The following is a 26,374-nucleotide window of genomic DNA, read 5'->3' on the forward strand; positions in this document are numbered from 1 at the left end:
TTTGAAACTGTAAAAAGGTTGCTAACAGAAAATATTTGTCTGTTAACAACCTTAGTTTTTATATAGGGCTATTACACGATTTTATTCGTTTAATGCTAACAACACATAGAATGTGTTTATATTTTTGCCTTTTACATACATAACAGCTCAATGTTTTGAAAGTAATTTTAGAACTTAATAGTTTTAGGTTCTTCTGTAAAGGAATAAATGGTAGCAGTTGCATCTTTTAGATAAAGTACTTCACAATTTCCATCATCAGCAGCATACATATTTTTAAGATTTGGATATTCATCAAGCATATGTTGTCTAGCTTCTACTCTATCATCCTGAACAGCAGTGGCTGCAATACGTATCCAAGTTTCATCTTTGCCCATAGCACACATTTCAACTTTAGGATTCTTTTTCATTTGCGCAAATACCTTTTTAACATTTCCAGTCTGAATGTAAAGATTTCCCTCAAAAATAGCTATTGTCCCAAAAGGTCGAACCCTCGGCTGGTCGTCTTCAGATGTTGCTAGGTAATAAGTACCGATATTTTTTAAATATTGATAAACTTCATTCATTTTAATTACTCCCTTCATTTATGTGATATAATCATTTTAACCCTTATGCTTAAAATAACAAGTACGATTTTTATGTAATGTAAGTATTAAATTGATACTAAATCAATTCATACCATGCCGCTATCTTTAATTCTCATCCTCAAAGGTAATCTTCATCTTTTTTAAAATATAATAGGTAAATGTTGTAGATGCTATAAAAGTTTCTTTTTCATCAGTAATATTTACATTAACTACCATAGTGTTTTTCCCGTGCTTTATCACGCTAGCTTCTGCAATAAGCTTTTCCACACCAATAGCAGCATTTAGAAAATTAATGGTCCCGTTTAAAGTTGCAACTCTATTTTCACAAAATGCAGTAGATGAAGCTCCTACCATATCTGCAAAGGTAAAAATGACACCTCCATGTACAGCATTAATGGGATTTATATGTACTTTCTTGATAAGGAGTTCCCCACAAGCGTAACCCTCCCTGATTTCAAGAATCTTTACTCCAATATCTGTTGCAAAATCACCTGGTTTATTTCTTTTCTCTATGAGCTTTTTATAATCCATTTTTTTATCCTCCTATTCTTGTACAAATATTATACAACGCCAACCTGTGCATATAAAAATTGTATCATATTTATAATAGGGGTCTCTAGTATTAGAATAAGGAGCAGATACTGATTTTGGATTTAAAAATCTTGAGTGCATTAAGATTAATAACATAAAAAATTCCATCAACTTTTGACCGTTGCTGAAATTAATTGGATAAGCTTATCCTTCCTTTATTAATGAATATATTAAATTAGGTATATTTTCAAGAGATACCTGTTTTTCTACTGCTCCAATATCATATGCTACTTTCGGCATCCCATAGACTATACTTGATTTTTCATTCTGACCAATGGTCCTTGCACCGGCTTTCCTCATGGATAGAAGACCTTTAGCTCCGTCATATCCCATGCCTGTTAGTATCATTCCTACAGCATTCCTACCAATTTCTTTTGCTACAGATTCAAATAGTAAATCTACCGAGGGACAGTGACCATTTACCCGTTCTCCAGAAAAGCATTCAACTTTATATTTGCCATCTATTTTTTTTAGCTTCATATGTTTATTTCCAGGTGCTATTAGTACACTTCCCATTTCCACTATGTCTCCAGTCTGAGCTTCCTTTACTTTTAGGGAAGTTGAATTATTATTTAACCTCTCTGAAAACATACGTGAAAATATAGGGGGAATATGCTGAACTATAACAATGCCAGGAGTATTTCTCGGAAGATATTTCAATACATTGTATATAGCCTCTGTTCCTCCTGTGGAAGCTCCAATTGCAATTATTTTTATTTTATTAATTACTTTACTACTTTTATGATTTATGATCCCTTTTGATATATTATTTAATTCTCTATTGGGTACTTTAGCTATTGAAGCTATTTTGATTTTAAGTATAAGCTCCTTTATAAATGTCTCTACACTTTTAACAGACTGAACATCAGGCTTTGTAACAAAGTCAACTGCTCCGGCCCTCATAGCTTCGAACACCGATTCACTTATTGTACTGACAACAACCGTAGGCAGAGGGTATTGTGGTATAAGCCTCCGTATAAATTCTATACCGTTCATTTTAGGCATTTCCACATCACATATCATAACGTTAGGATGAAACTCCAGTATTTTATCCCTTGCGTCAAAGGGATCAACAGCTTTTGCTACTACTTCTATGTATGGATCAGAGGAAATCCCCCTTGATAATACTTCTCTGAATACGATACTATCATCAACTACTAATACTTTTATTTTTTTCCCCGTCTGCACAATATCACCTTGTATAATGAACATATAGTAAAAATTCATTATACTTTTCCTTTCTTAGAGATTTTTACTATAATTATCATAAGACGCTGTGGATTAGTTTTATCACCTATAGCTGGACTATTTTAATTGAGGATCTAACCACTGTCTTATGCTTATCTGTTAATTAGTTAGATAACGCATGACGTTTTATATATAGCAAGGATACATTTGCATGAGATTTGTGGAACATGGCGTATAATACTATAAAGGAGTTGTTCTTATGATTTATATTGGTATAGATATAGCAAAAAACAAACATGATTGCTGTATTATAGATTCAGATGGTGTTGTTTATAATGATTCTTTACGTATATCCAATTCCCGTCAAGGCTTTGAATTACTTTATTCTTCAATACTTTCCATTCTGCCTGACAAGGATATTTCCAACGTAAAAATAGGACTTGAATCAACAGGTCATTACAGCACCGATCTCCAAAACTTTTTGTATGCTAAAGGCTTCAAGCTCTCCATTCTCAACCCTTTAGCTACAAATCTCTTCCGTAAAGCCCAGTCTCTTAGAAAAACTAAGACTGATAAAACGGATGCATTGGTTATTGCTAAAATGCTCTTTTCTGATGATACAAAATCCTATTCTCCTGTATCATACCAGATTCAAGAGCTAAAGTCATTAACCAGGCATAGATATCGCTTAATTGGATATAGGTCTAAGTTGAAAACATCTGTCAATAGATTGGTAGATATTATATTTCCCGAGCTGCCCGATCTTTTTTGGTCAATTCATCAATCTTCTTCCTATGCCCTTTTATCCATACTTCCAAGCCCAAAAGATATAGCTGGCTGCCACCTGACCAAGCTAACAAACATACTAAATACAGCTTCCAGGGGCAAGTATGGAAAAGATAAAGCTATTTCTCTAAAGGAGTCTGCTGCAAATTCTATTGGCACTAACTCAAGGTCTCTAAGTTTTGAACTCAAGCAAACCATTAGGTTAATACAGTCAGTACAACACGAGATTGATTCCTTAGAGCTTCTCATAAAAGAAATCGTTGTTGAGATCAATTCCCCACTTATTAGTATTCCAGGAATTTCATATACCCTGGCAGCTATAATATTGGCAGAAATCGGCGATATTAAAAGATTCACCACTCCCTGTAAACTCCTGGCCTTTGCCGGATTAGATCCCTCCACCTATCAATCTGGAAAGTACACTGCATCCCATACACCCATGGTCAAACGGGGTTCTGCCTACCTTAGATGGGCCATACTTATGGCTGGGAGAACTGTTTCAATGAGAGATGCCACTTTCTCTGCATATTTGTCGAAGAAACGCTCTGAAGGCAAGCACTATTATGTTGCCATGAGCCATGTTGCTAAAAAATTGATACGTATAATATTTCATCTTCTAAAGACCAATGCAACTTTTGCTCCACAAATATAAACTTATCCATAAAAATTAATATTTTTCAAAAAGCAATTTTCCATTGCTCTTTTTGTCATGCTTTCTTTTTTAAATTAAATAACTATAAAAATCTTTTAATTTTTACTTGACTTCATATAGTTAGTCTCGATTATTCTTTCATGTATACAGCAGGCATAATATATTTGTATCTTGTTTCTTCTCTATTTAAGGATTCCGAATGACCAATAAATAAATATCCACCAGGCTCGGTGATGCCATAAAACTTGTGAACCAATTCTGCTTTTGTTTTAGTATCAAAATAAATCATTACATTTCTGCAGAATATGACATGAAACTTTCGTTTAAATGGAAATACTTTATCCATAAGATTAAATTTTCTATATATGATTTCATTCTTTATCTTATCCACCAGTACACTGTTTTCATCATCATATTTCTTAAAGTAACTAAGTCTCCAAGTGGACGGAAGTAAAGCTATATCTTCATTACAGTATATTCCTTTTATCGCAGTATCAAGTACTTTACTGGAAATATCAGTGGCTAAAACTTTAGTATCCCAACACATTTTCTCTTTGCCGAAGAATTCATCTATAATCATAGCAAGAGTGTAAGGCTCCTCGCCTGTGGAACAGCCTGCACTCCATATTCTTAAATCTTTATGCTTTTCTATTTTATTTAGATGTGGTAGAATTTTATCTCTGAAGTAATAAAAATGTTCAGCTTCCCTCATAAAGAAGGTATGGTTAGTAGTAATCTTATTAATCAAGGTAACTATCGAATTACCGGTTTTATCTGATATAATATAATCATAATACTCAGAGAAACTATTAAAATTGTTCTGTATAAGTACATTATGAAACCTACCCTCTACAAGAGCCTGTTTTTCTTCTTTTAAATGAATACCATAATTAGTTTTTATGTAGTCTGCGAGTTTTTTGAATTCTTTTTTCGTAATTGCAACCATGGATCTTACCTACCTTTTGATAATTAAGATAGCTTTTTAGCTCATCTTTTTTAAGTACACTAATATTTGCCAAATTCTTTATCGCTTAATGCAATTATGGATTTTGTAATTGCAGCTTCTTCATATGTGTCATTGGTTGGAGTTGAGTTACTATTCTTCTTTTCAGCCATTTTCTCAAGCATTCTTAATACTTCTGGATTTAATTTATCTAAGTTATCGTAAGATTTAACACTTTGTTTTAGGCTAAACCTACTTACCATTTTTTTAAGGAGTGCGGCTTGGCTGGAGAGTTCTTCACTTGCTGCAGCACTTTCTTCAGAAGTAGTTGAATCAGTTTGTACCACCTGTGATATTTGTATAATTCCCTGGTTAATCTGTCCTATACCCGTAGCCTGCTCATTTGAGGCAACAGCAATATCATCTACAAGATTGGCTACTTTTTCAACATCATTTACTATTTCATTAAGAGCATTAGCTGTATCTTTTGCAATTTTTGTACCATCTTCAACCTTCTTTATGGAATTCTCAATCATATCAGTTGTCTCCTTGGCAGCATTTGCTGAACGTGCAGCAAGGTTTCTTACTTCCTCGGCCACAACTGCAAACCCTTTACCATGTTGACCCACTCTTGCAGCCTCCACAGCGGCGTTAAGTGCAAGGATATTAGTCTGAAATGCAATCTCATCAATTACTTTAATGATCCTTGAAATGTTACCAGAAGCATCATTTATTTCTTCCATGGCCTTTAGCATTTCCTTCATCTGTTCATTGCCCTGCACTGCATTTGATTTAGCATCTTTAGTCAGTTCATTGACTTGATTAGCATTTTCAGCATTTAGTTTTGTTTGTGAAGATATCTCCTCAAGGGAAGCGGTTAGTTCTTCAATTGAACTTGCCTGCTCTGTTGCACCTTGTGAAAGAGCCATACTTGAATCAGATACCTGTTTTGAACTTGAGGCCACATGTTCTGCAGCATTATTTATATTTGTTAGTACCTCATTATTTTTTTCAACCATTTCAGATAATTTTTTACCAAGCAGGTCATTTTCTGATTTAATATCAACATTAAAGGTTAAATCACCTGCAGCTATCCTTTCAGCAGCTAAAGCATGTCCTTGAATATTGGCTATAATTCTTCTAAATGATTCTGCAAGACTACCTATTTCATCTTTAGTATTTACTTCAACATTTATATTGATGTCACCAACAGCAAGCTTGTTTGCAGCCTCAACCATCTTATTTACTGGTCTACTTATAATGTGGGATATGAAAATTCCAAGACCAATTGCCAGTAAAAATCCAATTATAACAGATATAATAATTGTTTTCGCAGATGAAATATGGATATTATCAAAATTTTTAAAAGTATCATCTGCTGATTTTTTATTTATATCTACAAGTTGGTTTAATAAATCTTTTGCAGCAGAAAATGATGCTCCATTAGTTATAAAAGCTTGCTGAACCATTTTCTGATAGATATCATCTGATTTGTTAACATCAAACTCTTTAACCAAACTAATATAAGCAGCATCATCACTTTCCCATTTATCCCAGGATAAGACGAATTTATCCCAAACAAGTTTTTCTTCTGGTGTTTGTGGCAATGTTTCAAATACATTTCTGGCATCATCAGCTCGTTTAAACGCAGCTATAATTTCATCGTACTGAGATTGTCTTTCTTTTCCAACTAATTCTTTTGTCAGTAATGCATTTTCTGCACTATCAACGTCTGTTTGTGCTTGACCCATTATCATTAAATTTTCAATACTAGGAAACCTGTTATCTATAATTTCATTCCCTGAGGTATTCATAGAATTCATACCATTGTAGCCCACAATTCCTATAATTGCAGCAACTACAGCAACAAGTACAAAACCTATCAAAAGTTTTACAGCAACCTTTAAATTATAAAACCATTTCATTCTTTAATTTCTCCTTTAAATATCTAGTATTTACCAAACTCTTTGTCACTTAATGTTATTTTAAGCTTGGATGCAGCGGCTTCATCACTAGCTGCATTTGAACTACTAGTACTAAATCTATTTTTTTCAGCTAAACCTTCTAACATTTTAAGTACCTCTGGATTTAACTCATCAAAATTACTTATAAGAGAACCACCTTTTTTAAGTTCAAACCTACTAACCATGTTCTTGAGTATTTCTGCTTGATTAGATAACTCTTCACTTGCTGCTGCACATTCTTCAGAGGTTGTGGAGTTAGCTTGAACAACCTGCGATACTTGTATAATACCTTGATTAACCTGTGAAATTCCCGAAGCCTGTTCACTAGAAGCGATTGCAATTTCACCAACAAGTGTAGTGGCTTTCGAAATAGCTTCAACAATACTATTTAAGGCTTCTGCTGTTTCATCAGCAATTTTTGTACCATGTTCTACTTTCTTAATAGATCCTTCTATAAGTACCGTTGTCTCTTTGGCTGCATTAGCACTTCTTGCAGCAAGATTTCTTACTTCTTCTGCAACTACAGTAAAACCCTTACCGTATTGTCCTGCTCTTGCAGCTTCAACGGCAGCATTTAATGAAAGTATATTGGTCTGAAATGCGATTTCATCAATGACTTTAATAATCTTTGATATATTACTGGAAGCCTCATTAATTTCATCCATGGCTTTTAGCATTTCACGCATTTGGTGATCACCATGGACTGCATCACTTTTAGCTGTCAATGCAAGCTTATTAGCTTCATCTGCATTTTCAGCATTTTGTTTTGTCTGTGCAGCAATTTCTTGTATAGAAGCAGTAAGTTCTTCAATAGAGCTAGCCTGCTCTGTGGATCCCTGTGATAGTCCCTGACTTGAATGTGAGACCTGACTTGCCCCGGAAGCTACCTGCTGTGCTGAATTATTAATATCATTCAATACTTAATTGAATACCTTAAGTGTAGAGTTAACATCCTCTTTCATCCTGGCATATTCTCCTTTATAGTCGCCATCCATACTCACTGTAAGGTTACTTTCAGCCATCTTCCTCAGTACGGTTGAGGATTCACTTATAGGTTTAACAACTGCGTCAATGGTCTTATTAAAGCCTTGAATAATTTCTCTGTATCCACCTAAAAATTTGTTTGAATCACCTCTAACACTTAAATCACCATTCATTGAAGCATTGGTTACATGACCAACTTCATTTATAAGTCCCTTAATTTCCTCCAACATATTAACCATTGAAGGCAATATTTGATCTTTTTCTGATCTTTTTCCGATCTTCTTAAGCTCCTCCAGTCTGCTTGTATCACCTTTACCAACACGAACCATAGCATCTTGTATACTTAATAACCTTGTATTTACCATATTTATAGAATCAGATAATTCCTTGAACATTCCATTATACTGTCCTGTCATTGTTAAAGTAAGATCATTTACTGACATCTTACCTAATACCTCTTTAGCCTCATCTAATGGAGTAACGACAATATCAAGAGTATTATTTATTCCCTGAACAATTTCTTTATAACCTCCCTTAAATTTTTGTACGTCTCCACGAATATGAATATTTCCTTCAACTCCAGCTTTAGTGATCATATTTACTTCAAAAATTAAATCCTTTATAATAACTGTAATTGTGTTAAAATACTTTATTAAATCACCGATTTCGTCTTGTGTAGGGGTCTCGTCATTAATATTAACATCACCTTCAACAATTCTGTCTGCCATTTTAACCATTCTTTTAATTGGATTACTTATAAGTTTAGCTATAAAAATTCCAAGGGCTGTGGTTGCGACCATATTAATAATTACTGTAATAATGATTATAGTTGTGGACGTATTAGCTGCAGCCGTATAGTTGTCCATACTTTTTTGCGCCTGACTTAACTGGAGTTGAAGGCTGCTTATATTTATAACTCCAATTAGTCCTACCACTCCTGCAGTGAAAGCTGCAAGAATAAATCCTGATAATATTTTTGTAGAAATTCTTAAGTTATAAAACCACTTCATAATTATATATCTCCTTTACTTGATTTACTTATAATGCCTCATTTAAATTTTTAAGTTCATCTTCCTCAATCAACTTTTCACAATCCAAAATAAGTTTTACGCCATTTCCTATTTTGCCTATTCCTTTTATATATCTATTTTGCAGATCTTTATTTACTATAGGTGGTGGGACGATATCCTGTTCTGGAATTGCCACAACTTCTGAAATGCTATCCACAATAAGACCAATTGATATGTCTTTAATATCAACTACTATTACACAAGTCCTATGGTGGTATTTTTTTAATTCTTTCTTAAAACGTAGTTTTACGTCCATTACTGGAATTATTTTGCCTCTTAAATTGATAATTCCTCTTACGTGCTCTGGAAGCTCTGGGATTTGAGTTATAGGCTGTAGGCCAATAACTTCTGTCACATATCTAATTTCCATACCGTAGTCTTCTTCTCCTAATGAGAATGTCAGGAACTTACCTTTCTGTGTGTCTTCCTGGAACTCTAAAGTTTCCTCCATTATTTTCATATCCTTTCTTTTTTCTAATAATTGATTAAATCTGATATATCTAGTATCAGACTGATACCTCCATCACCTAGCAAAGTACAACCGGCTAGCCCCCTTATTTTTTTAAAGTTTCTAAAATAGTTAGGCAAGGCTTTTACAACTACTTGGTTTTCACCTAAAAGTTCATCAGCAAATATGCAAATACTTTTACTTTCATTTTCAACCATCAATATTATTCCATCAGAAATATTGATTATTTCTGTTTCTACCCTATATATTTCATGCAGCCTTAAAATAGGGTAACATTGCTTTCTAATTAAAATCATTTCATTACCATCAGTATCTTTAATGATATCACTTGATTTAGCTTTAAAGGATTCTTTAATATTCGTAATTGGCACTGTATATCTAGATTGACCAACCTTCATGGTCATACCATTTATTATGGCAAGAGTAAGTGGTATTTTTAGGGTTATTATGGTTTCTTCACCGTACGTACTGTCTACTGAAATAATTCCACCAATGGCGCCTATATTTTTAGTTACAACATCCATACCCACTCCTCTTCCTGAAAATTCTGTTATTCTCTCCTTTGTTGAGAAGCCTGGCAAGAATATATATGAATATATTTCCTTATCTGTAAGTTCATCTTCCGGTCTGTTGATAAGTCCATTTTCTTTTGCTTTTTTAAGTATTTTTTCTTTATTTAGTCCTCTACCATCATCTTTAACAATTATTAATACATCTCCACCTGCATTTTTCGCCTCTAAAGTTACTGTTCCAACATTAGGCTTTCCCACTGATGCTCTCTCTTTGGCAACTTCTATTCCATGATCAATAGAGTTTCTAATAATATGTATTAGTGGATCGGATATGTGGTCTATAATGTTTTTATCAACCTCAGTTTCTTGACCTATTATTTTCAATTCAACTTCTTTATTTAGTTTTTTACACATATCACGAACTACCCTATTCATTTTTTGGAATGTGGTGGACAGTGGAACCATCCTTATGGACATAACGATATCTTGAAGTTCATTTGTAATTTTCTGAAGTTGTCTAGAGGCCTTATGGAAACTGTTCAAATTTAACCCTGTTAGATCAGGATTTTCAATTACCATTGCCTCTGAAATAACTAGCTCACCAATAAGATCCATAAGTTTATCTAATTTTGAAACATTAACACTAATAATATTTTGGTGGGAAGAAAATTGCTGAGTATTTTCTTTATTTTTACTAACTGTAGCTTGTTTGTTTTTTTCAGGAAAAGAGTGGTCTAAAATTATTTGTTTTATTTTCTTAAATTCATTAAGCTCTTCATGATCTTCTAGTTGGGTTAACTGCAAATCTTTTAGAAATACGGTGCCCATCAAAATGGAATGTATTTTATCAAAGGTATTATCTGATTTAAAGTATATTTTAAAACCTTCTTTTCTAATGATTTCAACACTATTGTTGCCATCATCAACATCATCAGGTACATAATGAACTTCATCGGCTATATCTTTTATAGTGTTAACAACAGTAAATGCATGTATGTCTTCCATTTCACAGTCTTCTTCGAAATAAATTACTGCTTTATAGGCATTTTTTTTAGAGGAATTAAGCATATCCTTATTTATATCATATTTTTCAGGAATATCTATTACATCACATTGTAACTCATCTGACATAACCTTTGATATTAGGTTATTTTGTTTTAATTCAGATAAAAAATTTTTTATCTGGGACATAAGCTCAGAAGCATCCCCATCAGGCTTTTTCTTACTTGTAATTTTATCTACTTCTGTTTTAATAAAATCAACGCCTTTTAAAACCATGTTTGTAAGCTTTAAGTAATCAATATTTTTTGGCTTTTCCTCACGTATAAAATAGAACATATCCTCCATGGCATGGGAAAGAGAGGATATGTTTTCAAAAAGCATCATTGCGGAAGAACCTTTTATGGTATGCATTATCCTAAAAATTTCATTGATTGCATTTTCAGTGTAACAGCTTGATTTTTCACTTTCTATTGCAGATTGTTCAAGTTGCTCAATAAGTTGGGTAGTTTCAAAGATGAACATATCAAGCATTGGTTCTTGACTAAAAATTTCCGACAACGGGTTCACCTCTTTTTGTGTAAACTGATTTTTATTAAACAGCTAAAATTTTTGTTAATGTTTTTATTACAAGTTCATTTTTGAAAGGCTTAACTATAAAGGACTTAGCACCTAATACTATGGATTTTCGTACAGTGGCTTCTTGTCCCATTGCTGAAATCATAACTACTTTAGATTTTGGATCTATATTCTTTATTTCTTTTAAAGTTTCTATACCATTCATTTTAGGCATGGTAATATCCAGAGTTACAAGATCTGGTTTTAATTCTTTATATTTTTCTATACCTACTGCTCCATTTTCAGCTTCACCAATTACTTCAAATCCATTTTTTTCAAGAATTGATTTTAAAGCTAGCCTCATAAAAGCTGCATCATCAACTATAAGTACCTTTTTCATTAATACTTCACCTCTCCTAACTTAATTTAAATCAAAAATGGTAGGCAGTATAGCAGCTGCCCACCATTAACAAACTAATTTAATAAATAAATTGTTAAACTGGAAAAATACTTGGCAACCTGACTATCATGGCAAAAAACTGCTTTAGACTCATGGCTTTGCGTCTCCACCTTTCAATGGATTTGCTATTTGCAAATACTAACTATTAAATTTTAATCATTGACCTGAACAATTAAACTAGGAAAATAACCTAATAAGCAAATTGTATTTATATTTTATAACACTATATTTGTGAAACCAAGGTAACTAATGTTAAGTTTACGCTATTAATGTAAACTTTAGTATATACTACTAGAATAGGTTCAAATTAAAGCTCCACTACTATATTTTTACCCCATTATACATTTTATCACATGAAATTCACTTTATTATGTCATACAAAAGTTATAATTTTCAAGTATTATTTTAGTATAAAAAATTTAAAAATTTAGTTAAAAAGAGTGTTTGGATGATAATTTTATACAAGTAAATTTTAGGAGGGTTTTTTATGTGGATAATTATAGCAACTACAGCATATTTTTGTATTATGTTAGCAATTTTGAAACTTTGTAAAGCTGCTTCTATAGCAGATAAACAACACGAAAAAATGTACAGCAAGGCTATAAAGGAAGTTGCTGAAAATCGTTGAAGCTTATGAATATGAACAGGAGTTAAAGTAACAATAAAAAATAAGTTGGGATTAGCATATAGCAAAAATTTTGCAGTAAAATTAAACACCAGGGATTATCCATCCCCGGTGTGGTGAAAAAGACAATGGCTATATTCAGAAAGTAAATAGAAAACATAAAAACTTTTAATGCAAGGAAAGTTTTACACAAACATAGGATATGTAAGATTAGGTTTATTATACTGGAAATATGTAGATTAGATATAAAATAAGTATCCCAAATGAATGGATGCTCATTTTTTTATTTCAAGAAGTTAACGAAATATTGTGGATAATGTGTATAACCTGTGGATAAGTTGTTGATAACTAAGGAGTATATTAATGTTTTTATTTAAAAAAGTCAGAGTAGAGTTGAAATGTTGATGTTAAGATAGCAATGGTTAAGGCTAACTCCTAGCTGTGATAAGAATTAGCCTTTTGTGAGCATGGACATGTGGATGACTATTTTTAGATTTTATCATTTTTATCATGGATGTCTAATTCAGAGTCTTTATTTTCTATCTTTTTTTTAGCAATGTTAATGGATTCTTGTTTAGTATTAGTAGTTTTAGAATTATCGATACCTAACATCTTCCATATTGCAGAATCAGGGTTGCCAATAATATTTGAGCTGCTCATTATAATCGCCTCCTTTTAGTACAATATTCAATGTAAATATGTTATCATATATTATCTTAAAAGTGGCATAAATCCTGTTAGTTTATTTACTTTTTTCTTATTCCCATAAATGGCAATTCCAAAATAATTGTGGTCTTGCTCCGATGTGGCTGCTGCTTTTGCAATATATTCGCTGTATATATTACAACTTTGTGCAACATCAGAAAAGTCAACAACCATTAAATCGCCAAATTCAGATTTATATAAACGTTCTCGCAAATTTTTCAGAATTTCCTTATCTCCGCGCAGTATTGTAACAGGTATCGAAATAATTCCCAAATGGGTGTAATTTGAAGCGTCCATTACATCGTCCCCTACCTGTTCAGGTATATGTTTTCCGAGGGTTACACCTAAGATAGCGGAAGTGTTGGCTATGACACCAATTGGCAGTTGTGAATCTATAATCATAACGCATTTTATATTAGAATCATTCATTTTAAAGTCCTCCTTTTGTCTTAATAGTAATTCTGTTTTCAGAAATAAACGGTCCCGCTAATGTAAGTAGAATTCCCAGTACAGCAAGCAATACCGGTGATTTCCTCTGTAATACAATGACTGAAGTAACCACTCCGTACAAACACTCATTTATGCAAATCTTTAAATATGTTCATATACTGTTTAGGTGTTAGTCCAATAAATTTCTTAAAAAAATTTGAAAAATGGCTCTGGTCAGTAAAGCCTGTTTGAAATGCCACGTCAATTGGCAATACGCCCTGCTCCAAAAGCTTTTTTGCCTTATCAATTCGTATCGTTTCCAAATAACTGTATGGCGAAATCCCCTTTTGTTTGGTAAAGGAGCGTAATAAATAATACTTGCTTAGTCCAGTCAGATTGCTTAAATCGTCTAATGTGATATTCTTCATGTAGTTTTGTTCTAAAAACTCACAGACGGCTTTCGCTTCTGTGCTCTGCTCAGCTTTTGGTGATGTTATGTCCTGTTCTGTGTATTCTTCGATTAGCTGATCCAAAAGAAAAAAAAATATTTCTTCTTTTCTAAAATCCTTTTCCTCTTGCATGATCATCAAATGCAGTTCCTTTAGCAGTGAAACTAATTCACTGTGAAAAACAACCTGTGGTGTAAAATAGGGTGAATAGTCTCTGCCCATTATTTCAAAAACAACTTTGCTCATAATCTCCGGTTGAATATTGATACAGCGATAATCCAGCGTTTTACCATCAATTTGCTCACATGTATGATTATCTCGTGGATTAAACAGTAATAGATCTCCAGGCGCTATAGTATATTCTTTATTTTTACAGGATAGATAGCGTTGGCCGTTTTCAATAAATCCAATCACATAATACTTATGAAAGTGGTTGGGGAATTTTTGCATGATCCCTTGAAAATGATAAGCTTCCATCATTAAATCTGTATCGAATTTCACAGTTCTTATTTCTTTTTCCAAGAATTCACCCTCTTTCCTAATTATCTGATAATCAGTGTATCACAGATTGTCGTATCATTCTTGTATGATATTGCTCTGTGAATTCTCCATGCCCATAAGTAATATTTTTATATACATTATGTATCCGCTGGTTGTCTATTCTATTGTCTTTTTGCAAGATTTGGGGTAATTGAATACATTCTACCCTAAAATTTTACCTTTGGCTCCAGGGTTAAATGGGGCTGTCAATGTGGAAAATCGTAAATAAAAATTAAACTGTATGTGTATATGTTAAAGGGCAGGCACTGTTAAGACGGTATCATTTTGTTCATAAATAGTTAATAAATATAACATTAAATTGTAACAAATACCATATATAATAATAAGTGTCCTAAGGAAATAGCCTTAGAGGAAATAAAGAATAATGCTGTTAATATTATTATCTTCAAAATAAATTGTAAAAATAGGCACTAGTTATTTAGGTGCTTATTTTTTATTGTGTGTGGATATAAAATAGTTGTTTATATTCATCAAGTGATTCTTAGGTTCAGGTGGAGTTTGCTTATGAGAACTGCTTTTCTCCAGCTGAACCTTAGAAGAACTTATCCAGGCGCGTAGCACTACTTATTCCCCCACTTTGATAGAAGATGGGGGTGTTAGCAATGGTAGCGATCGGATAAAACTTTTTAAAATATAACTAATGTATATACAAGAGTATGTACATTAGTTATAATATGTGTTAGTATATATTATATGTTGCTGTTATTGCAATGCAATTGGTAACAATCTCCAAAGTTTAAATCTTTATCACATACATTGTGACCTATTAGAGAAATAAGTACCTGAAATAATAAAGTGGTACTTATTTCTCCATGTACAAAAGTATTTAAAATATATATAGTTTTAGAGGTACTTGATTAAGTTCAGGTGCCTTTTGATATGTGTAAATATTTATTTAACCTGTACAAAATAATATAGTAACAATTGATATATATAATACACAATAAGACATGTATAATATTATAATATCCCCTGGGCATTGAGGATACATAAGGCTGTGTCTGTGGTTGCAGGGCACATTAAATATAGATGCAACCATTATTCTAAATCTAATTAAAAATAAACTTTTTACATATAAAGCAGACATCCTTTATTCAGGGTGCCTCTTTTTTATATTGTTCACAAATAGTTATCATATATGACATTGATTGGTAACAAATACCGTATATAATAAATAGTGTAAATAGCTTAAAGTTAGTTTCCCATGACGTATAAATTTAAGCTAGTGTCTGTGGTTGCAGGGCACTTTAAATTTAAATGCAACTATCATAAGTTATATATTTACTGAACCCTTAAAATAATACTGGAAATAAGTACTTAGCACTGTGGGGTGCTTATTTTATAAAATAATAAAATCTGTTCACAAATAGTTAATCATTATGCCATTAAGCTGTAACAAATACTACTTATAATTATAATTACATTTAGTGGACAAGTACCAATGTTGAATAAGTAGTTTATAAAGTATGCCCCCTAAGTATAAATGTAAACTGGTGTCTGTAGTTGCAGGACACTTAAAACTTAAATGTAACTACCACAAGATAGTATAAGTTTAGATTCCTTAAAATAATATTATCATAAAGAAAGCACTCGTCATCTAGGGTGCTTATTTTTATATTTTTTAACATACGTATAATGATATCATAACAATTAGTGAATATAATAGAGTTCAAATATCGGCCATAATAATATTAAAGGCAATACTTATAATTAAATATAAATTATTGATTGCATCTATAATTATACTCATCAACTAGAAAACTCTTTACACACAAAGTACCAACACTGTTTTGGTACTATTTTTTTATTTTGTGGAGTTAATGGAATGTTGTTGATAATTTAATATGCAAAACTGGTATTTTAAGGTATCAAACTTTTAAACCTTGTATATACTATGTATATACAAGAAAGTAAAGGTGTGATAATATTGAATAAAGAGAGTAATAAAGGAGTGAGATATGTGGCAACCGCAACTGTACGTAAGTGGGGAAATAGTTTAGCTTTACGCATTCCTCAAGAGATTTCTGAATTATTGAAATATAAAGATGGGGTTAATGTAGAGATGTACGTAAATGATAAGGAACAAGAATTGGTTTTACGAACAGTATTTCCTGATGCGAATGATCAAGTAGCGTTAAGAGAACATTTTTTATCACTGCGAGCAAAATGTAAGCCAGAAATGGAGACACATAAAGAAATTTTTGAAGAACCCAAAGGGGATGAAATAATTTAATGGGTATTACAGGCAACATAGAGCGTGGCAGCGTTATATGGTTAAATATGCACCCCACAAAAGGGCATGAACAAAATGGATGGAGAGCAGCAATTGTATTATCAGATGGGTTGATTGATCCCAATAATTCAACCTTCGCTATAGTTGTTCCAGTAACAACACAAGTGAAGGAATATCCTTTTGAGGTTGAAGTACCATTTGGAATTGACACGACAAATCCAAGAGTTCCATTTAAAGAATTAAGTGGAGTTGTGTTAACTGACCGATTTAAATCACTCGATATTAGTGCAAGAGATGCTGTTGTAATTGGTAAAGTATCTGAAGAGTCCTATTTTTATAAAACTATAATTACTAATGTAAGATCTATTTTAGCATAAGTAAGATAAAAGAAAAAATATTATTTATATGTCAGATTTTGAAAATGTTGTGACAGAACAGTAATTTATGATGCAGTAATGGAATATTAGATTATTGGATAATTGCTTTGAAATAATGGTAACCTACTAAAAAGAATTACTATATGAGGTGATAAATTTGAGGAAATCACTTTTTACGTTTCTTTCAAAATATTATAAAGAAGAAGCTGCTATAATATAAATGAAATCATAATATTCTTATTAGTGTACTATTCAAAGCACAATTGTGCTTTTTTATCTTTACTTTACTAATGGTAAAACTTTTGCTGGTATCTCAAGCCTCAAAATGAGTTTGGAAAATTATATCAGTATCAAGAAGACATAGGATCTCAAGATTAACTATATTTACTTGGATAAAAAATTCTAAAGATAAGAATGAGATCAAAGTTAAGTCTGGTAGAAAAGCTTTAGTTGGGAGAGAAAAAGAACTTGAAAATGAGTAACAGCTATGTTATTAGATCTCTATTACGAATATTTCTTGTATAAAGATAGTATTTTTGGTAAAGCTATTTTTGAGGTGATAACAATGTTTAAATTATTTACAGGAATTATTCTTGGAATTGGAATGACAATTTTGGGTATTTATGGGTTAGCTACCAAATCTATTTTAGGTATAATACTATAAGCAGGGTACTTTCCCTGTTTATTTTGACTTAGGTAGAGATGTTTTTAATTATAAACTTGCAAATACTATAGTACTTAAAAGTATAGTATAAATGCACACAAAAGCCCTAGGCAATTCCAGGGCTTTTGTAGAGTGAGACAATTAAGTGGCATACAATATATAAAAAGTGAAATAATTAAAGTGTAGGATATATAATGATAAAGTTTTATATTTATTATCCACTCCCTTACACTAAATCAAGTGATTCTAAGGTTCAGGTGGAGTTTGCTGTAGGGACTGCTTATCTCCATCTGAACCTTAGAAGAACTTATCCAGGCGCATAGCAGTGCTTATCTCCCACTTTGAAGAAGATGGGAGTATTAGCAATGGTAGCGTTCGGATAAAAAATGTGGAGGGTGATTTTTTTGAGGTATCATAGTAAAATAAAATCTTTACTTTTATCTATTGTAAATGCTATTGAGAGTAATGTAATGATTTCAATACTCAATCTAGGATTAAGGAAGAAATAATAAATAATATATTAATCCATATGTGGTATAAATTTGAAACCTAATTTCCTTTTAAAACAGGAGGAGGTTCTGGAAAATTTGATAAACCCAGTAGAAATCAAGGGTTGTGTGGATTTTGTACCCTTAAAACACATAGGGGTAGGGGGTATATAAAGAGCTGATCAATATATAAGAGATGAATATTTCTTAAGGTCGAGGTGAATATATAAATATGAAAATATTTAATATAAGGAGTATATTATGACAAGAAAAATTATAGAAATAATTCTTAGGAGTGTTTCTACTTATATTATTCTATTAACCTTGGGAAGAATAATTGGAAGAAAATTGATATCAAGAATAACATTTTATGATTTTATAGTTGGAGTTGCACTTGGGTCTATTGCAGTAAGAATAGCACTAGGTTCACAAGAATCACCATTTTTAGCCGCAATTTCAGTAATTGTCATTACTATATTAGTTGTTATTACAGATTATTTAAGTATTAAAAGTTTTAAATTTAGAACTTTAATAGATGGAAGACCTGTGATATTAATAAGTAATGGAAAAGTATTGGATTATAATTTAAAAAAAATGAAAATTGCAATAAATGAACTAATGATGCAGTTAAGAGAAAAAGATATATTTAATATAGAAGATGTAGAATTTGCAGTTATAGAAAATGATGGAGAACTAACTGTACTTCCTAAAACAAATAAGCAACCAATAACAGCTGGTGATTTAAATATTTCAATAAGCTATACTGGTTTGATGAGTGATATAATTATCGATGGCAAAATAATGTATGATAATTTAAAATTAACTAATCATGATGAGCAATGGATTGGAGAACAGCTCAAGACTCATAATATTTGTGATGTGAAGGAAGTTTTTTATGCTGGTGTAAATGCTGCAGGAATTTTATATGTTTCAACAAAAACAAAGAAATAAATTAAAAAAGAATTTAGATTATCTGGCTAAATGATCTGTTAAATAGACTATTTACACTTAATTATTTCAGAATATTTTTATTTTATGCATTTATAATTATACAAGCCAAAAAACAATGAAAACCTAGTAGGATAATCTACTAGAGTGTTTTTTATTTTTTGTAAAATACTAGGCGAAGGGTTTAATCATAAAAAAGAGAGCTTCAAGCCCTCAAATTTTCTTCCACGTATCATAGAATCAGTCAGTCTTTTTTGGGACAAACTGTTTTGCCACTTCTTTTCTAACTTTCTCGTCATTAGTTATTTCGTAAATATAAAATAACCTGAGTTCGAAAAAATAAACTACAATTTTGTATAAATATAGATATAGAAAATGCAAAAAATAATTTAACTACAAATGAAGAAATTATTTAACATTTATTCACATTTAAAGCAATATTGTGATTAAGCTAAATGAAGATGTTTGTCCAATTTCAAGGAAGGTTTTTTAGGAAGAAAACTATATGCTGCTAGTCCAGAAACTATATTTACCATAAAGTTGGTAAGGCTTCTATGACGGCTATGCTCTATTTGACATACATTCTTCAAATGATCGTTTACGTTCTCTATAACAGCTCTTTTCCTAAGAATAATTTTGTCTTCCATACACATTAACTTGTTTTTCATATTCCTTTTTAGTTTTGTTATGAGCTGTACCCCCTTGGAATACAGTATATCTGATATTTTCTTGGACAAATAACCTTTGTCCCCAAATAATTTTCCGTAGAGTTCTTTTGAGAGTTGTTCTATAACCTCTATATTCCTGTCATCCACATTCCCAGGTGTCAGATAGAAAGAAAGAATTTCACCCTTGTCATTTATGACAAGATGAAGTTTGAAGCCATAAAATCATCCTGTTGAACTCTTTCCCCTTTCTGCAATTCCCTTGAAAACCTTGTGGGAATGGATTCTCCTGTTATGGCATACATCTAAAGTGGTGGAATCAATGAAAGAAATTCCTGTACACTTGCCAATTCTAAATTTTCTCATGTATAATAGTAGTGGAAGCAATGTTTCCTGCATTAGTTCTACAAACCTGTTATAGCTTACAAGCTCAGGGAAATAGGGTCTTAGAACAGTTGATACATACTTTATATAATAGGCTTTGAAATTTCTGTAGGCTGATAAGTGAAAGTATATGATTATTGTCATGACTTCACTAAGCGATAAGTTTCTACTTTTTATTATTGAAAAATGACTACAGTTGTTTTCCTCTATAAAATGGCTCCGGCAGTATTCTTCAAAAGCTATACAATAGTTATCAACATCGTAAAATACTTCAAATAATAAATTTTGCATAAAATCCCATCCTTTTGTTTTGTTTTTTCTCTGTATTTATATAATAAAACATTTTGATGGGATTTTTTATATCTATAAATACTTTTTTTATTTTCGAACTCAGGTTATATTAGTATGTTCAAAGTCGTTATAATAGCATAGTTCAGCTATTTCAACATAAGGTGTTCTTGGAAGTTTAGATGCTATAAACCCAATTGTAGATAAGTCATCTAAAAAGGGCTTTAGCTTTTCAGGCGAATTGATTTGATTCAAAAATTTAATTGGATATTTAAGTTTTATAGGCTGACCTGTATCATTTGATAAAGATTCAAGATGCTTAATCATGTTTAAAGTTGAGCCAATATATGTAAAAAGTGGGTAAGAGTTATCCATAAACGCCCCCGTTTTAGGATTTTGTAGACCAATATAAAACTCAAATTCCTCTTTTTTGCTAGTGAATTTCGGAACTTTTATTAAACCTTCTTTAGTCTCTAACTGCTTATGTATTTGATTCAATTTAGAAAATGCTGTTATGTAATGTCCCTTATCGAGATAATAAGCACATCCAAGCATTTTAAATTCAAATTGCCCCATATAGTAGCCTTCAGCTTGAAGTTTGCTGTTTAAACGAAATATTTCTGAAATTGATGTAACACTTCTATAAATAAAACTTCCTAAACAAATTAAAATTATCATTACAAATATAGATATTATTATAATTAAACGTTTTTTTTTCATTATATTTAACTATCCTCACTTTTTCTTATTATTAATTATTTCTCGAATATAATCTAAACTTTCTTCAGCCCAATAAATGTGAGATTCAACATCATGAAAACCTCTACTAAGTGCTATTTTCCAATAATAAACTTCATCCTCTCTATCAAACATTTGTAGATATTCTCCAAGTTTATTTTCAACTGATTTAAGGTTTTCATAATCTCTTTTATACTTTTTTAATCTTTCTTGAAGCTGAAAAAATAATTTTTCAAAACCTACATTTGAGGATAAAAAAACTCTCGATAAAAAAGCATTACGGTTATCCTCGTCTATTTCATCAGGGACATTAGTAAGCCATTCTTTCAGATAGGATAACCCTTGTTCAGTAATGCTATATATACGCTTAGATGGACCCTTATCACTTGGTTTTACTACAGAAACTATGTAACCTTTTTCCTCTAATGTTTTTAATTCACGATAAATTTGACTTGTTTGAGCTGACCAAAAAAAGTTAATAGAATCATCGAAAATCTTTTTCAAATCATAACCAGTCATAGAAGCATAATTTAGCAAACCTAATAGGGTGTATGATAATGACATGAAATCACTCCTTAAACTATTATACATTTACTATAGCATAAGTAGAATAGATAATCAATTTTGAAACAAATAACGTTTTAAGCATTTATAAAAAGACTGAATTTACTCATTTATGCTAATTACTCATTATTCGTAAAATGTGAAAAGTTCTATTAAAAAATAATAGATTAAGAAAAATGTAAATGAATTGAGATTTAGCTCCTGTTCTAAATTATATATAAAGTTACGCTATCCAATCTTATTTGTAAAAAATTAAACCCTATACTAGATAGTAAATAACCATACTTAATGAACAAATCTCATCGGAGTTATTTTTATAAGCGTGAACACTGTCTGCCTTAAACTGTATTGAATTACCTGTTGTTACAACAAAATCTTTACCTTTTATACTGATATTAAGCTTGCCAGAAAATACAGTAATGAATTCCTGTGTACCTTGTTGGTGAGCTTCAGTAGATAGATAACCTTTAGGGTCAATCTCAAGGGAATACATTTCAAATCGTCTTGTGCCATCAAAAGGAAATACAGGAAATATCCTAATCTTGCCCTTATCCTCAATAAGTGGCTGTACTTGAGACTTATCTATGACTTCAAAGTCATCCTCCGGCATGTTCATAAGTTCCTTTTAAAAAAGTCTTGCAAATCTATTAAAATACGTCTAATAAATGTTGTTTCGAATGAGGGGCAAATATAGAAACATAAGACTTAATGTCATTTAAATGGCTACGAATAACATCGTCACCAATTCCACCAGGTGTATAAACAAAGAACAGTACATTTTTTGTATCGTTTGTAATACGAGTTCGATAATCTGGTCCATTTAAAATGCTTGATATGGCTCCTTTTCCGTCTGACAACATCATATCATCTTTAGTAAGCGATTGTTGCTTTTTTGATATACTTACAAAACTTTCATTTCCTTGTGCCAAATTCAATTTGATAGGAAGTTCTAGTTTATCGAGATCATGACCTGCTGTCAGAAGTAGGTTTTTTACTTCGGCAATAAACATAGCTTCAACTAATGCAGCAACATTTGGAAAAGAATTAGATTTTAAAATAATTGATTCCAGCTGTAGTTGAACGTGATAAGTTTTTTTAAACTTTTTATAATAATTTGTATAAAAACAAACAGGTTCAGATCTAATGAATTCTTTTCGATTAAAATTCTTATATTTACTTAGCAGCTGATTTTTTACTAAAATTTTAGTTTTGTTAAACTCTGAATTTGTTTGGGGATTTCTAACATCCTTCATTATAAGGATTCCAAATTTAGCATTAGAATAAACTTCCTTTAAATTTTTTGATATGATCAACAATTTATATCACTCCTATGGGTTTTATTGAGAATTTATAATCTTTATTTTATAATATTAACATACATAAAGTGGTTTCTGTAGTTCCACTTAATCTAACTTATTATAGAACCACTTTAATTAGGGGATGATAAAATAATGTGGTTGACTATTGATAAAAATATTAATACCTCTCTTATAAGACAAGTTTATGAGCAGATTAGAGCAATGATATTGGAAGGAAAATTATCTGCAGGTGATAAGCTTCCATCAACTAGATGGCTTTCTGAAAATTTAAAGATATCCAGAAATGTTATATTGGAAGCTTACGCTCAACTTACTGCGGAAGGATATATTGAAAGTAGGCGAGGTTCAGGTACAATTGTAGCAGAAGATCTCTATTTTAAAAGATGTGAAAGAAACTTAGAAAAAAGCCCACATAATTCTGTTTATACAAGAGTCGAAAATGACCTTATTGATTTTCGTTCAGGGATACCTGCGCTTGATATGTTTCCTCAAAAAGAATGGGGAAATTTGTTTAATAAGGTATGCAGCCATATGCCTTATTCATATTTCAGATACTGCCAACCTGGAGGAATTATGGAATTAAGACAAGCGCTTTCAGAATATTTGTTTAGGACTAGAGGTATATGTTGTAGAGCAGAACAAATAATGATTGTTTCTGGTTCTACACAGGGATTATCCCTAATATCAAAATTATTGTATAGGCCTAATGTGGAAGTTGTTGTAGAGGATCCTATACATTATGGCTTATTGAATGTTATTTCATCTTACGGATATTTAATAAATCCTATTCCTGTCGATAGTAAAGGTATACGTACAAACATAATTGAAACAAAAAATGATGTTGGATTTGTCTATGTGACACCATCTCATCAATTTCCTCTAGGTAGTATACTACCTATTCAAAGGCGTATTAAACTTATTAGATTTGCTGAAAAAAAGAATTGTTATATTGTTGAAGACGATTATGATAGTGAATTCCGTTATGAAGGTCATCCAATAAGTTCTTTTTATGAACTAGATCCAAATAGGGTAATATATGTTGGTTCTTTCAGTAAAATTTTAGCACCAGCACTTAGGCTTGGTTATATGATATTACCTGATTTATTAATAGATAAATATTTAAAGTTAAAAATGTATACAGATGTACATACTGAATCCATATCACAACTTGTGCTTGCACAGTTTATCAATGATGGGAAACTTGAGAAACATATTTGGAAAATGAAAAAAAAATATTATAATAAACGTCAAGCATTAATAAATAATTTAAGAATTAATTTTTTTGATGAATATGTGATAAAAGGTCATGCTGCCGGATTGCATTTAGTTGCAGAATTTCAAAACATTCTTTTTACAGAAGAAATATTGAAAAAAATCACACAACAAAAAGTAAAAGTATACCCGGTTGAGAAGTATGCAATTCATAAAGGTAGACATAGGAATAAGATTATTCTAGGTTATGGACATCTTAGTATTGATGAGATAACAGAAGGTATACGACGAATTAAGAAAGTAATACAAAATACTATCATATAGAAAGCTAATGAAAATTCTGTTAAAAATTAATATCGTGTGTATGTCAAAGGCACTTAGTTAAATCTAGGTGTCTTTTGCTATTACTATGGTAAATATTCATTTAACCTGTACGAAATAATATTGTAACAATTGATGTGTATAATACATAATAAAGTATATATAATATATCCCTAGGCGTTGAGGCTGTGTCTGTGGTTGCAGGGCACTATAAATTTAAATGCAACTATCATATTTCATATATTTACTGTACCCTTTAATATAAAATAATATTGAAAATGAGCACTTAGTGTCATTGGGTGCTTATTTTTGTTAAAAAAAGTATAATTATTTGAATATTGTGGATAATGTGTATAACTTGTGGATAATTTGTAGAAATAGAGCATATAATAATAAGTTAAAAAGTTTAAAGCAGAAAATTTTGATATAGAAGATAATGACTGACTCAGAGATTTTAGAAATATGATGCATTTAATGAAGTACGATTTTTAGTTTTAAAATAAATATAGTTTTGAACTACTAAAATCTAAACTATTTAGAATTATTAAATATTTACATTTTAAATTGAGGGTAACTTATAAGACCATTAATACTCTAAATCATAGTTAGGATTTAGAGCATTTTTTATATATTTATTTTGTAACAGTAAAATTTCAAGATATAGCAGGAATTTAAGTTAATTTACTGTGAAAAATTATGCGAACTCAGTAAAATAAATTGTTATTTGAAAATTGAATAATATGGTGTATTATGTAATTAGTGATAGTCAATAATAAAAATAGCAAAGTGAATTATAGCGAACAAAAAGGAGCGATAATTATGCAGGGATATTTTGCGATTATAACTATAATCTTACTTGTGATAATGATTTTATGTCGTGTTTTTCTATTACGTAAAATGGGTATTAAAGTTATAAAATTTGGTGAGATAGACAAAAAAGATTTCATTATTATCCCATTTGTTTTGGTGTTTTTTTATCTTGTGTTTGCAAGTGCCCTGAACTTGCTGGAAGTAGGAACAGAATTGTTTAACAATGAGATTGTTGGCTGGATTGGTGTGGTGTTATGTATGATAGGACTCTTATTATTTCTGTTAAGCCTGATTTTCTTTGGAAAAAGCTTTAGAGTCGGGATAGATGAAGAAAAACCAGGTGCTCTAATAACAACAGGTATTTTTGCAATTAGTCGCAATCCTATTTACGTTGCTTTTGGGTCTATACTGTTTGGAATATTTCTAATTTTCCCAAACTGGATATTATTGTTGTACTTAATTGCAGGTTTCTGGCTTTTTAATCGCCAAGTTCTTCGTGAAGAGGATTCTTTGAAAAAGATTTATGGCAAAGAATACGTGGAATACTGTAAAAAAGTCCGTAGATACCTTTAATGTAAAAGAAAGAATCCTGTATTAATTGGTATTTTGCTTATTTTATGATTAACATCAAAAAATGAATAAATATTTTGAACACCGTATTATTCAAAAGAATTTTATAGTGTTTTATAAAATACCAGGGATTTGAACATCCCCGGCACAAGAATTTATTATGAGAAGTAGAAATTAAAATGGAAATTAAAATAATACTTTAATAAATAGTGTGTCCAAAATAGGATTTATTATACGGGGAATTTAATATGGATTAATTGAAAT

The 26,374-nt window shown here is 31.1% G+C and carries 22 protein-coding genes, 3 pseudogenes and 1 riboswitch; of the genes and pseudogenes, 7 read left to right on the forward strand and 18 right to left on the reverse strand.

All coding sequences use genetic code 11. The features are described 5' to 3' along the window. Positions 1-167: 167 nt before the first annotated feature. From BS101_RS03715 to BS101_RS03725, 3 genes are all read right to left on the reverse strand, one after another. Positions 168-563: a pyridoxamine 5'-phosphate oxidase family protein gene (locus BS101_RS03715; protein ID WP_073537603.1), complete on the reverse strand. Its 396-nt coding sequence runs from the start codon at positions 561-563 to the stop codon at positions 168-170. A gap of 126 nt (positions 564-689) precedes the next feature. Next, positions 690-1,115, reverse strand: a complete 426-nt coding sequence (locus tag BS101_RS03720; protein ID WP_073537604.1) for a PaaI family thioesterase — start codon at positions 1,113-1,115, stop codon at positions 690-692. Positions 1,116-1,319: 204 nt separating this feature from the next. Further along, positions 1,320-2,402: a protein-glutamate methylesterase/protein-glutamine glutaminase gene (locus tag BS101_RS03725; protein ID WP_242951395.1), complete on the reverse strand. Its 1,083-nt coding sequence runs from the start codon at positions 2,400-2,402 to the stop codon at positions 1,320-1,322. A 220-nt stretch (positions 2,403-2,622) separates the two neighbouring features. Between BS101_RS03725 and BS101_RS03730 the strand changes: the two genes are divergently transcribed. Further along, complete coding sequence (locus tag BS101_RS03730; protein ID WP_073537605.1) at positions 2,623-3,801, forward strand: IS110 family transposase; 1,179 nt, start codon at positions 2,623-2,625, stop codon at positions 3,799-3,801. A gap of 130 nt (positions 3,802-3,931) precedes the next feature. On the opposite strand, the gene BS101_RS03735 is transcribed toward BS101_RS03730, so the two are convergent. From BS101_RS03735 to BS101_RS03765, 7 genes and pseudogenes are all read right to left on the reverse strand, one after another. Beyond that, positions 3,932-4,747 carry a CheR family methyltransferase gene (locus tag BS101_RS03735; protein WP_073537606.1) on the reverse strand — a complete coding sequence of 272 codons (816 nt, stop codon included), beginning with the start codon at positions 4,745-4,747 and terminating at the stop codon, positions 3,932-3,934. A 59-nt stretch (positions 4,748-4,806) separates the two neighbouring features. After that, positions 4,807-6,669: a methyl-accepting chemotaxis protein gene (locus BS101_RS03740; RefSeq protein ID WP_073537608.1), complete on the reverse strand. Its 1,863-nt coding sequence runs from the start codon at positions 6,667-6,669 to the stop codon at positions 4,807-4,809. A 23-nt stretch (positions 6,670-6,692) separates the two neighbouring features. Then, positions 6,693-8,312, reverse strand: a pseudogene (locus BS101_RS24505) (methyl-accepting chemotaxis protein); the annotation flags it as partial. Positions 8,313-8,339: 27 nt separating this feature from the next. Next, positions 8,340-8,702: pseudogene (locus BS101_RS24510) on the reverse strand (MCP four helix bundle domain-containing protein); the annotation flags it as partial. 28 nt (positions 8,703-8,730) lie between these two features. Further along, positions 8,731-9,222, reverse strand: coding sequence for a chemotaxis protein CheW (locus BS101_RS03755; RefSeq protein ID WP_156875997.1), 492 nt, complete (start codon positions 9,220-9,222; stop codon positions 8,731-8,733). Between the two features lie 14 nt (positions 9,223-9,236). After that, positions 9,237-11,303 (reverse strand): chemotaxis protein CheA, encoded by a 2,067-nt coding sequence (locus BS101_RS03760; protein ID WP_073537612.1) that lies wholly within the window; start codon positions 11,301-11,303, stop codon positions 9,237-9,239. Between the two features lie 34 nt (positions 11,304-11,337). After that, positions 11,338-11,700: a response regulator gene (locus tag BS101_RS03765; RefSeq protein WP_073537613.1), complete on the reverse strand. Its 363-nt coding sequence runs from the start codon at positions 11,698-11,700 to the stop codon at positions 11,338-11,340. 110 nt (positions 11,701-11,810) lie between these two features. After that, positions 11,811-11,897: riboswitch (cyclic di-GMP riboswitch) on the reverse strand. Positions 11,898-12,247: 350 nt separating this feature from the next. Between BS101_RS03765 and BS101_RS22585 the strand changes: the two genes are divergently transcribed. After that, entirely contained in the window at positions 12,248-12,388 is a 141-nt protein-coding gene (locus BS101_RS22585; RefSeq protein ID WP_156875998.1) for a hypothetical protein, read from the forward strand. Positions 12,389-12,874: 486 nt separating this feature from the next. Here the strand turns inward: BS101_RS22585 and BS101_RS22590 are convergent, their stop codons facing one another. From BS101_RS22590 to BS101_RS03775, 3 genes are all read right to left on the reverse strand, one after another. Next, positions 12,875-13,045, reverse strand: a complete 171-nt coding sequence (locus BS101_RS22590) for a DUF2188 domain-containing protein (RefSeq protein WP_156875999.1) — start codon at positions 13,043-13,045, stop codon at positions 12,875-12,877. A gap of 51 nt (positions 13,046-13,096) precedes the next feature. Further along, complete coding sequence (locus BS101_RS03770; protein WP_073537614.1) at positions 13,097-13,519, reverse strand: DUF2000 domain-containing protein; 423 nt, start codon at positions 13,517-13,519, stop codon at positions 13,097-13,099. A 146-nt stretch (positions 13,520-13,665) separates the two neighbouring features. Continuing rightward, the gene (locus BS101_RS03775; RefSeq protein ID WP_073537615.1) at positions 13,666-14,490 is read right to left on the reverse strand and encodes an AraC family ligand binding domain-containing protein; all 825 of its coding nucleotides are present in this window, start codon (positions 14,488-14,490) and stop codon (positions 13,666-13,668) included. A 1,966-nt stretch (positions 14,491-16,456) separates the two neighbouring features. Between BS101_RS03775 and BS101_RS03780 the strand changes: the two genes are divergently transcribed. The 3 genes from BS101_RS03780 (at position 16,457) to BS101_RS03795 (ending at position 19,242) form a co-directional block, all read left to right on the forward strand. After that, the gene (locus BS101_RS03780; RefSeq protein ID WP_073537616.1) at positions 16,457-16,762 is read left to right on the forward strand and encodes an AbrB/MazE/SpoVT family DNA-binding domain-containing protein; all 306 of its coding nucleotides are present in this window, start codon (positions 16,457-16,459) and stop codon (positions 16,760-16,762) included. Further along, positions 16,762-17,139, forward strand: coding sequence for a type II toxin-antitoxin system PemK/MazF family toxin (locus tag BS101_RS03785; RefSeq protein WP_073537617.1), 378 nt, complete (start codon positions 16,762-16,764; stop codon positions 17,137-17,139). Before BS101_RS03780 ends, BS101_RS03785 begins: the two co-directional genes overlap by 1 nt. Positions 17,140-18,552: 1,413 nt before the next feature. Then, positions 18,553-19,242, forward strand: coding sequence for a DUF421 domain-containing protein (locus tag BS101_RS03795; RefSeq protein WP_073537618.1), 690 nt, complete (start codon positions 18,553-18,555; stop codon positions 19,240-19,242). Positions 19,243-19,685: 443 nt separating this feature from the next. On the opposite strand, the pseudogene BS101_RS03800 reads toward BS101_RS03795, so the two are convergent. From BS101_RS03800 to BS101_RS03820, 5 genes and pseudogenes are all read right to left on the reverse strand, one after another. After that, positions 19,686-20,579, reverse strand: a pseudogene (locus BS101_RS03800) (IS982 family transposase). A gap of 99 nt (positions 20,580-20,678) precedes the next feature. Then, positions 20,679-21,296, reverse strand: a complete 618-nt coding sequence (locus tag BS101_RS03805; protein WP_073537619.1) for a hypothetical protein — start codon at positions 21,294-21,296, stop codon at positions 20,679-20,681. Positions 21,297-21,311: 15 nt separating this feature from the next. Further along, positions 21,312-21,878 (reverse strand): PadR family transcriptional regulator, encoded by a 567-nt coding sequence (locus BS101_RS03810; RefSeq protein WP_073537620.1) that lies wholly within the window; start codon positions 21,876-21,878, stop codon positions 21,312-21,314. A 259-nt stretch (positions 21,879-22,137) separates the two neighbouring features. Continuing rightward, positions 22,138-22,494: a cupin domain-containing protein gene (locus tag BS101_RS03815; RefSeq protein ID WP_083585646.1), complete on the reverse strand. Its 357-nt coding sequence runs from the start codon at positions 22,492-22,494 to the stop codon at positions 22,138-22,140. Between the two features lie 31 nt (positions 22,495-22,525). After that, positions 22,526-23,194, reverse strand: a complete 669-nt coding sequence (locus BS101_RS03820; protein WP_073537622.1) for a phenylalanine--tRNA ligase beta subunit-related protein — start codon at positions 23,192-23,194, stop codon at positions 22,526-22,528. 135 nt (positions 23,195-23,329) lie between these two features. On the opposite strand from BS101_RS03820, the gene BS101_RS03825 reads away from it, so the two are divergent. Both BS101_RS03825 and BS101_RS03830 read left to right on the forward strand, forming a co-directional pair. Next, positions 23,330-24,733: a PLP-dependent aminotransferase family protein gene (locus BS101_RS03825; RefSeq protein WP_073537623.1), complete on the forward strand. Its 1,404-nt coding sequence runs from the start codon at positions 23,330-23,332 to the stop codon at positions 24,731-24,733. 816 nt (positions 24,734-25,549) lie between these two features. After that, positions 25,550-26,113: a methyltransferase family protein gene (locus tag BS101_RS03830; RefSeq protein ID WP_073537624.1), complete on the forward strand. Its 564-nt coding sequence runs from the start codon at positions 25,550-25,552 to the stop codon at positions 26,111-26,113. The last annotated feature ends 261 nt before the right edge of the window (positions 26,114-26,374 follow it).

Source organism: Clostridium kluyveri (assembly GCF_001902295.1).
GTDB lineage: Bacteria > Bacillota > Clostridia > Clostridiales > Clostridiaceae > Clostridium_B > Clostridium_B kluyveri_B.

Coding starts and splice junctions, on each gene's coding strand:
- BS101_RS03715 (WP_073537603.1), bottom strand. CDS start 563: ATGAATGAAGTTTATCAATATTTAAAAAATATCGGTACTTATTACCTA.
- BS101_RS03720 (WP_073537604.1), bottom strand. CDS start 1,115: ATGGATTATAAAAAGCTCATAGAGAAAAGAAATAAACCAGGTGATTTT.
- BS101_RS03725 (WP_242951395.1), bottom strand. CDS start 2,402: ATGAATTTTTACTATATGTTCATTATACAAGGTGATATTGTGCAGACG.
- BS101_RS03730 (WP_073537605.1), top strand. CDS start 2,623: ATGATTTATATTGGTATAGATATAGCAAAAAACAAACATGATTGCTGT.
- BS101_RS03735 (WP_073537606.1), bottom strand. CDS start 4,747: ATGGTTGCAATTACGAAAAAAGAATTCAAAAAACTCGCAGACTACATA.
- BS101_RS03740 (WP_073537608.1), bottom strand. CDS start 6,669: ATGAAATGGTTTTATAATTTAAAGGTTGCTGTAAAACTTTTGATAGGT.
- BS101_RS03755 (WP_156875997.1), bottom strand. CDS start 9,222: ATGAAAATAATGGAGGAAACTTTAGAGTTCCAGGAAGACACACAGAAA.
- BS101_RS03765 (WP_073537613.1), bottom strand. CDS start 11,700: ATGAAAAAGGTACTTATAGTTGATGATGCAGCTTTTATGAGGCTAGCT.
- BS101_RS22585 (WP_156875998.1), top strand. CDS start 12,248: ATGTGGATAATTATAGCAACTACAGCATATTTTTGTATTATGTTAGCA.
- BS101_RS22590 (WP_156875999.1), bottom strand. CDS start 13,045: ATGAGCAGCTCAAATATTATTGGCAACCCTGATTCTGCAATATGGAAG.
- BS101_RS03770 (WP_073537614.1), bottom strand. CDS start 13,519: ATGAATGATTCTAATATAAAATGCGTTATGATTATAGATTCACAACTG.
- BS101_RS03785 (WP_073537617.1), top strand. CDS start 16,762: ATGGGTATTACAGGCAACATAGAGCGTGGCAGCGTTATATGGTTAAAT.
- BS101_RS03795 (WP_073537618.1), top strand. CDS start 18,553: ATGACAAGAAAAATTATAGAAATAATTCTTAGGAGTGTTTCTACTTAT.
- BS101_RS03805 (WP_073537619.1), bottom strand. CDS start 21,296: ATGAAAAAAAAACGTTTAATTATAATAATATCTATATTTGTAATGATA.
- BS101_RS03810 (WP_073537620.1), bottom strand. CDS start 21,878: ATGTCATTATCATACACCCTATTAGGTTTGCTAAATTATGCTTCTATG.
- BS101_RS03815 (WP_083585646.1), bottom strand. CDS start 22,494: ATGAACATGCCGGAGGATGACTTTGAAGTCATAGATAAGTCTCAAGTA.
- BS101_RS03825 (WP_073537623.1), top strand. CDS start 23,330: ATGTGGTTGACTATTGATAAAAATATTAATACCTCTCTTATAAGACAA.
- BS101_RS03830 (WP_073537624.1), top strand. CDS start 25,550: ATGCAGGGATATTTTGCGATTATAACTATAATCTTACTTGTGATAATG.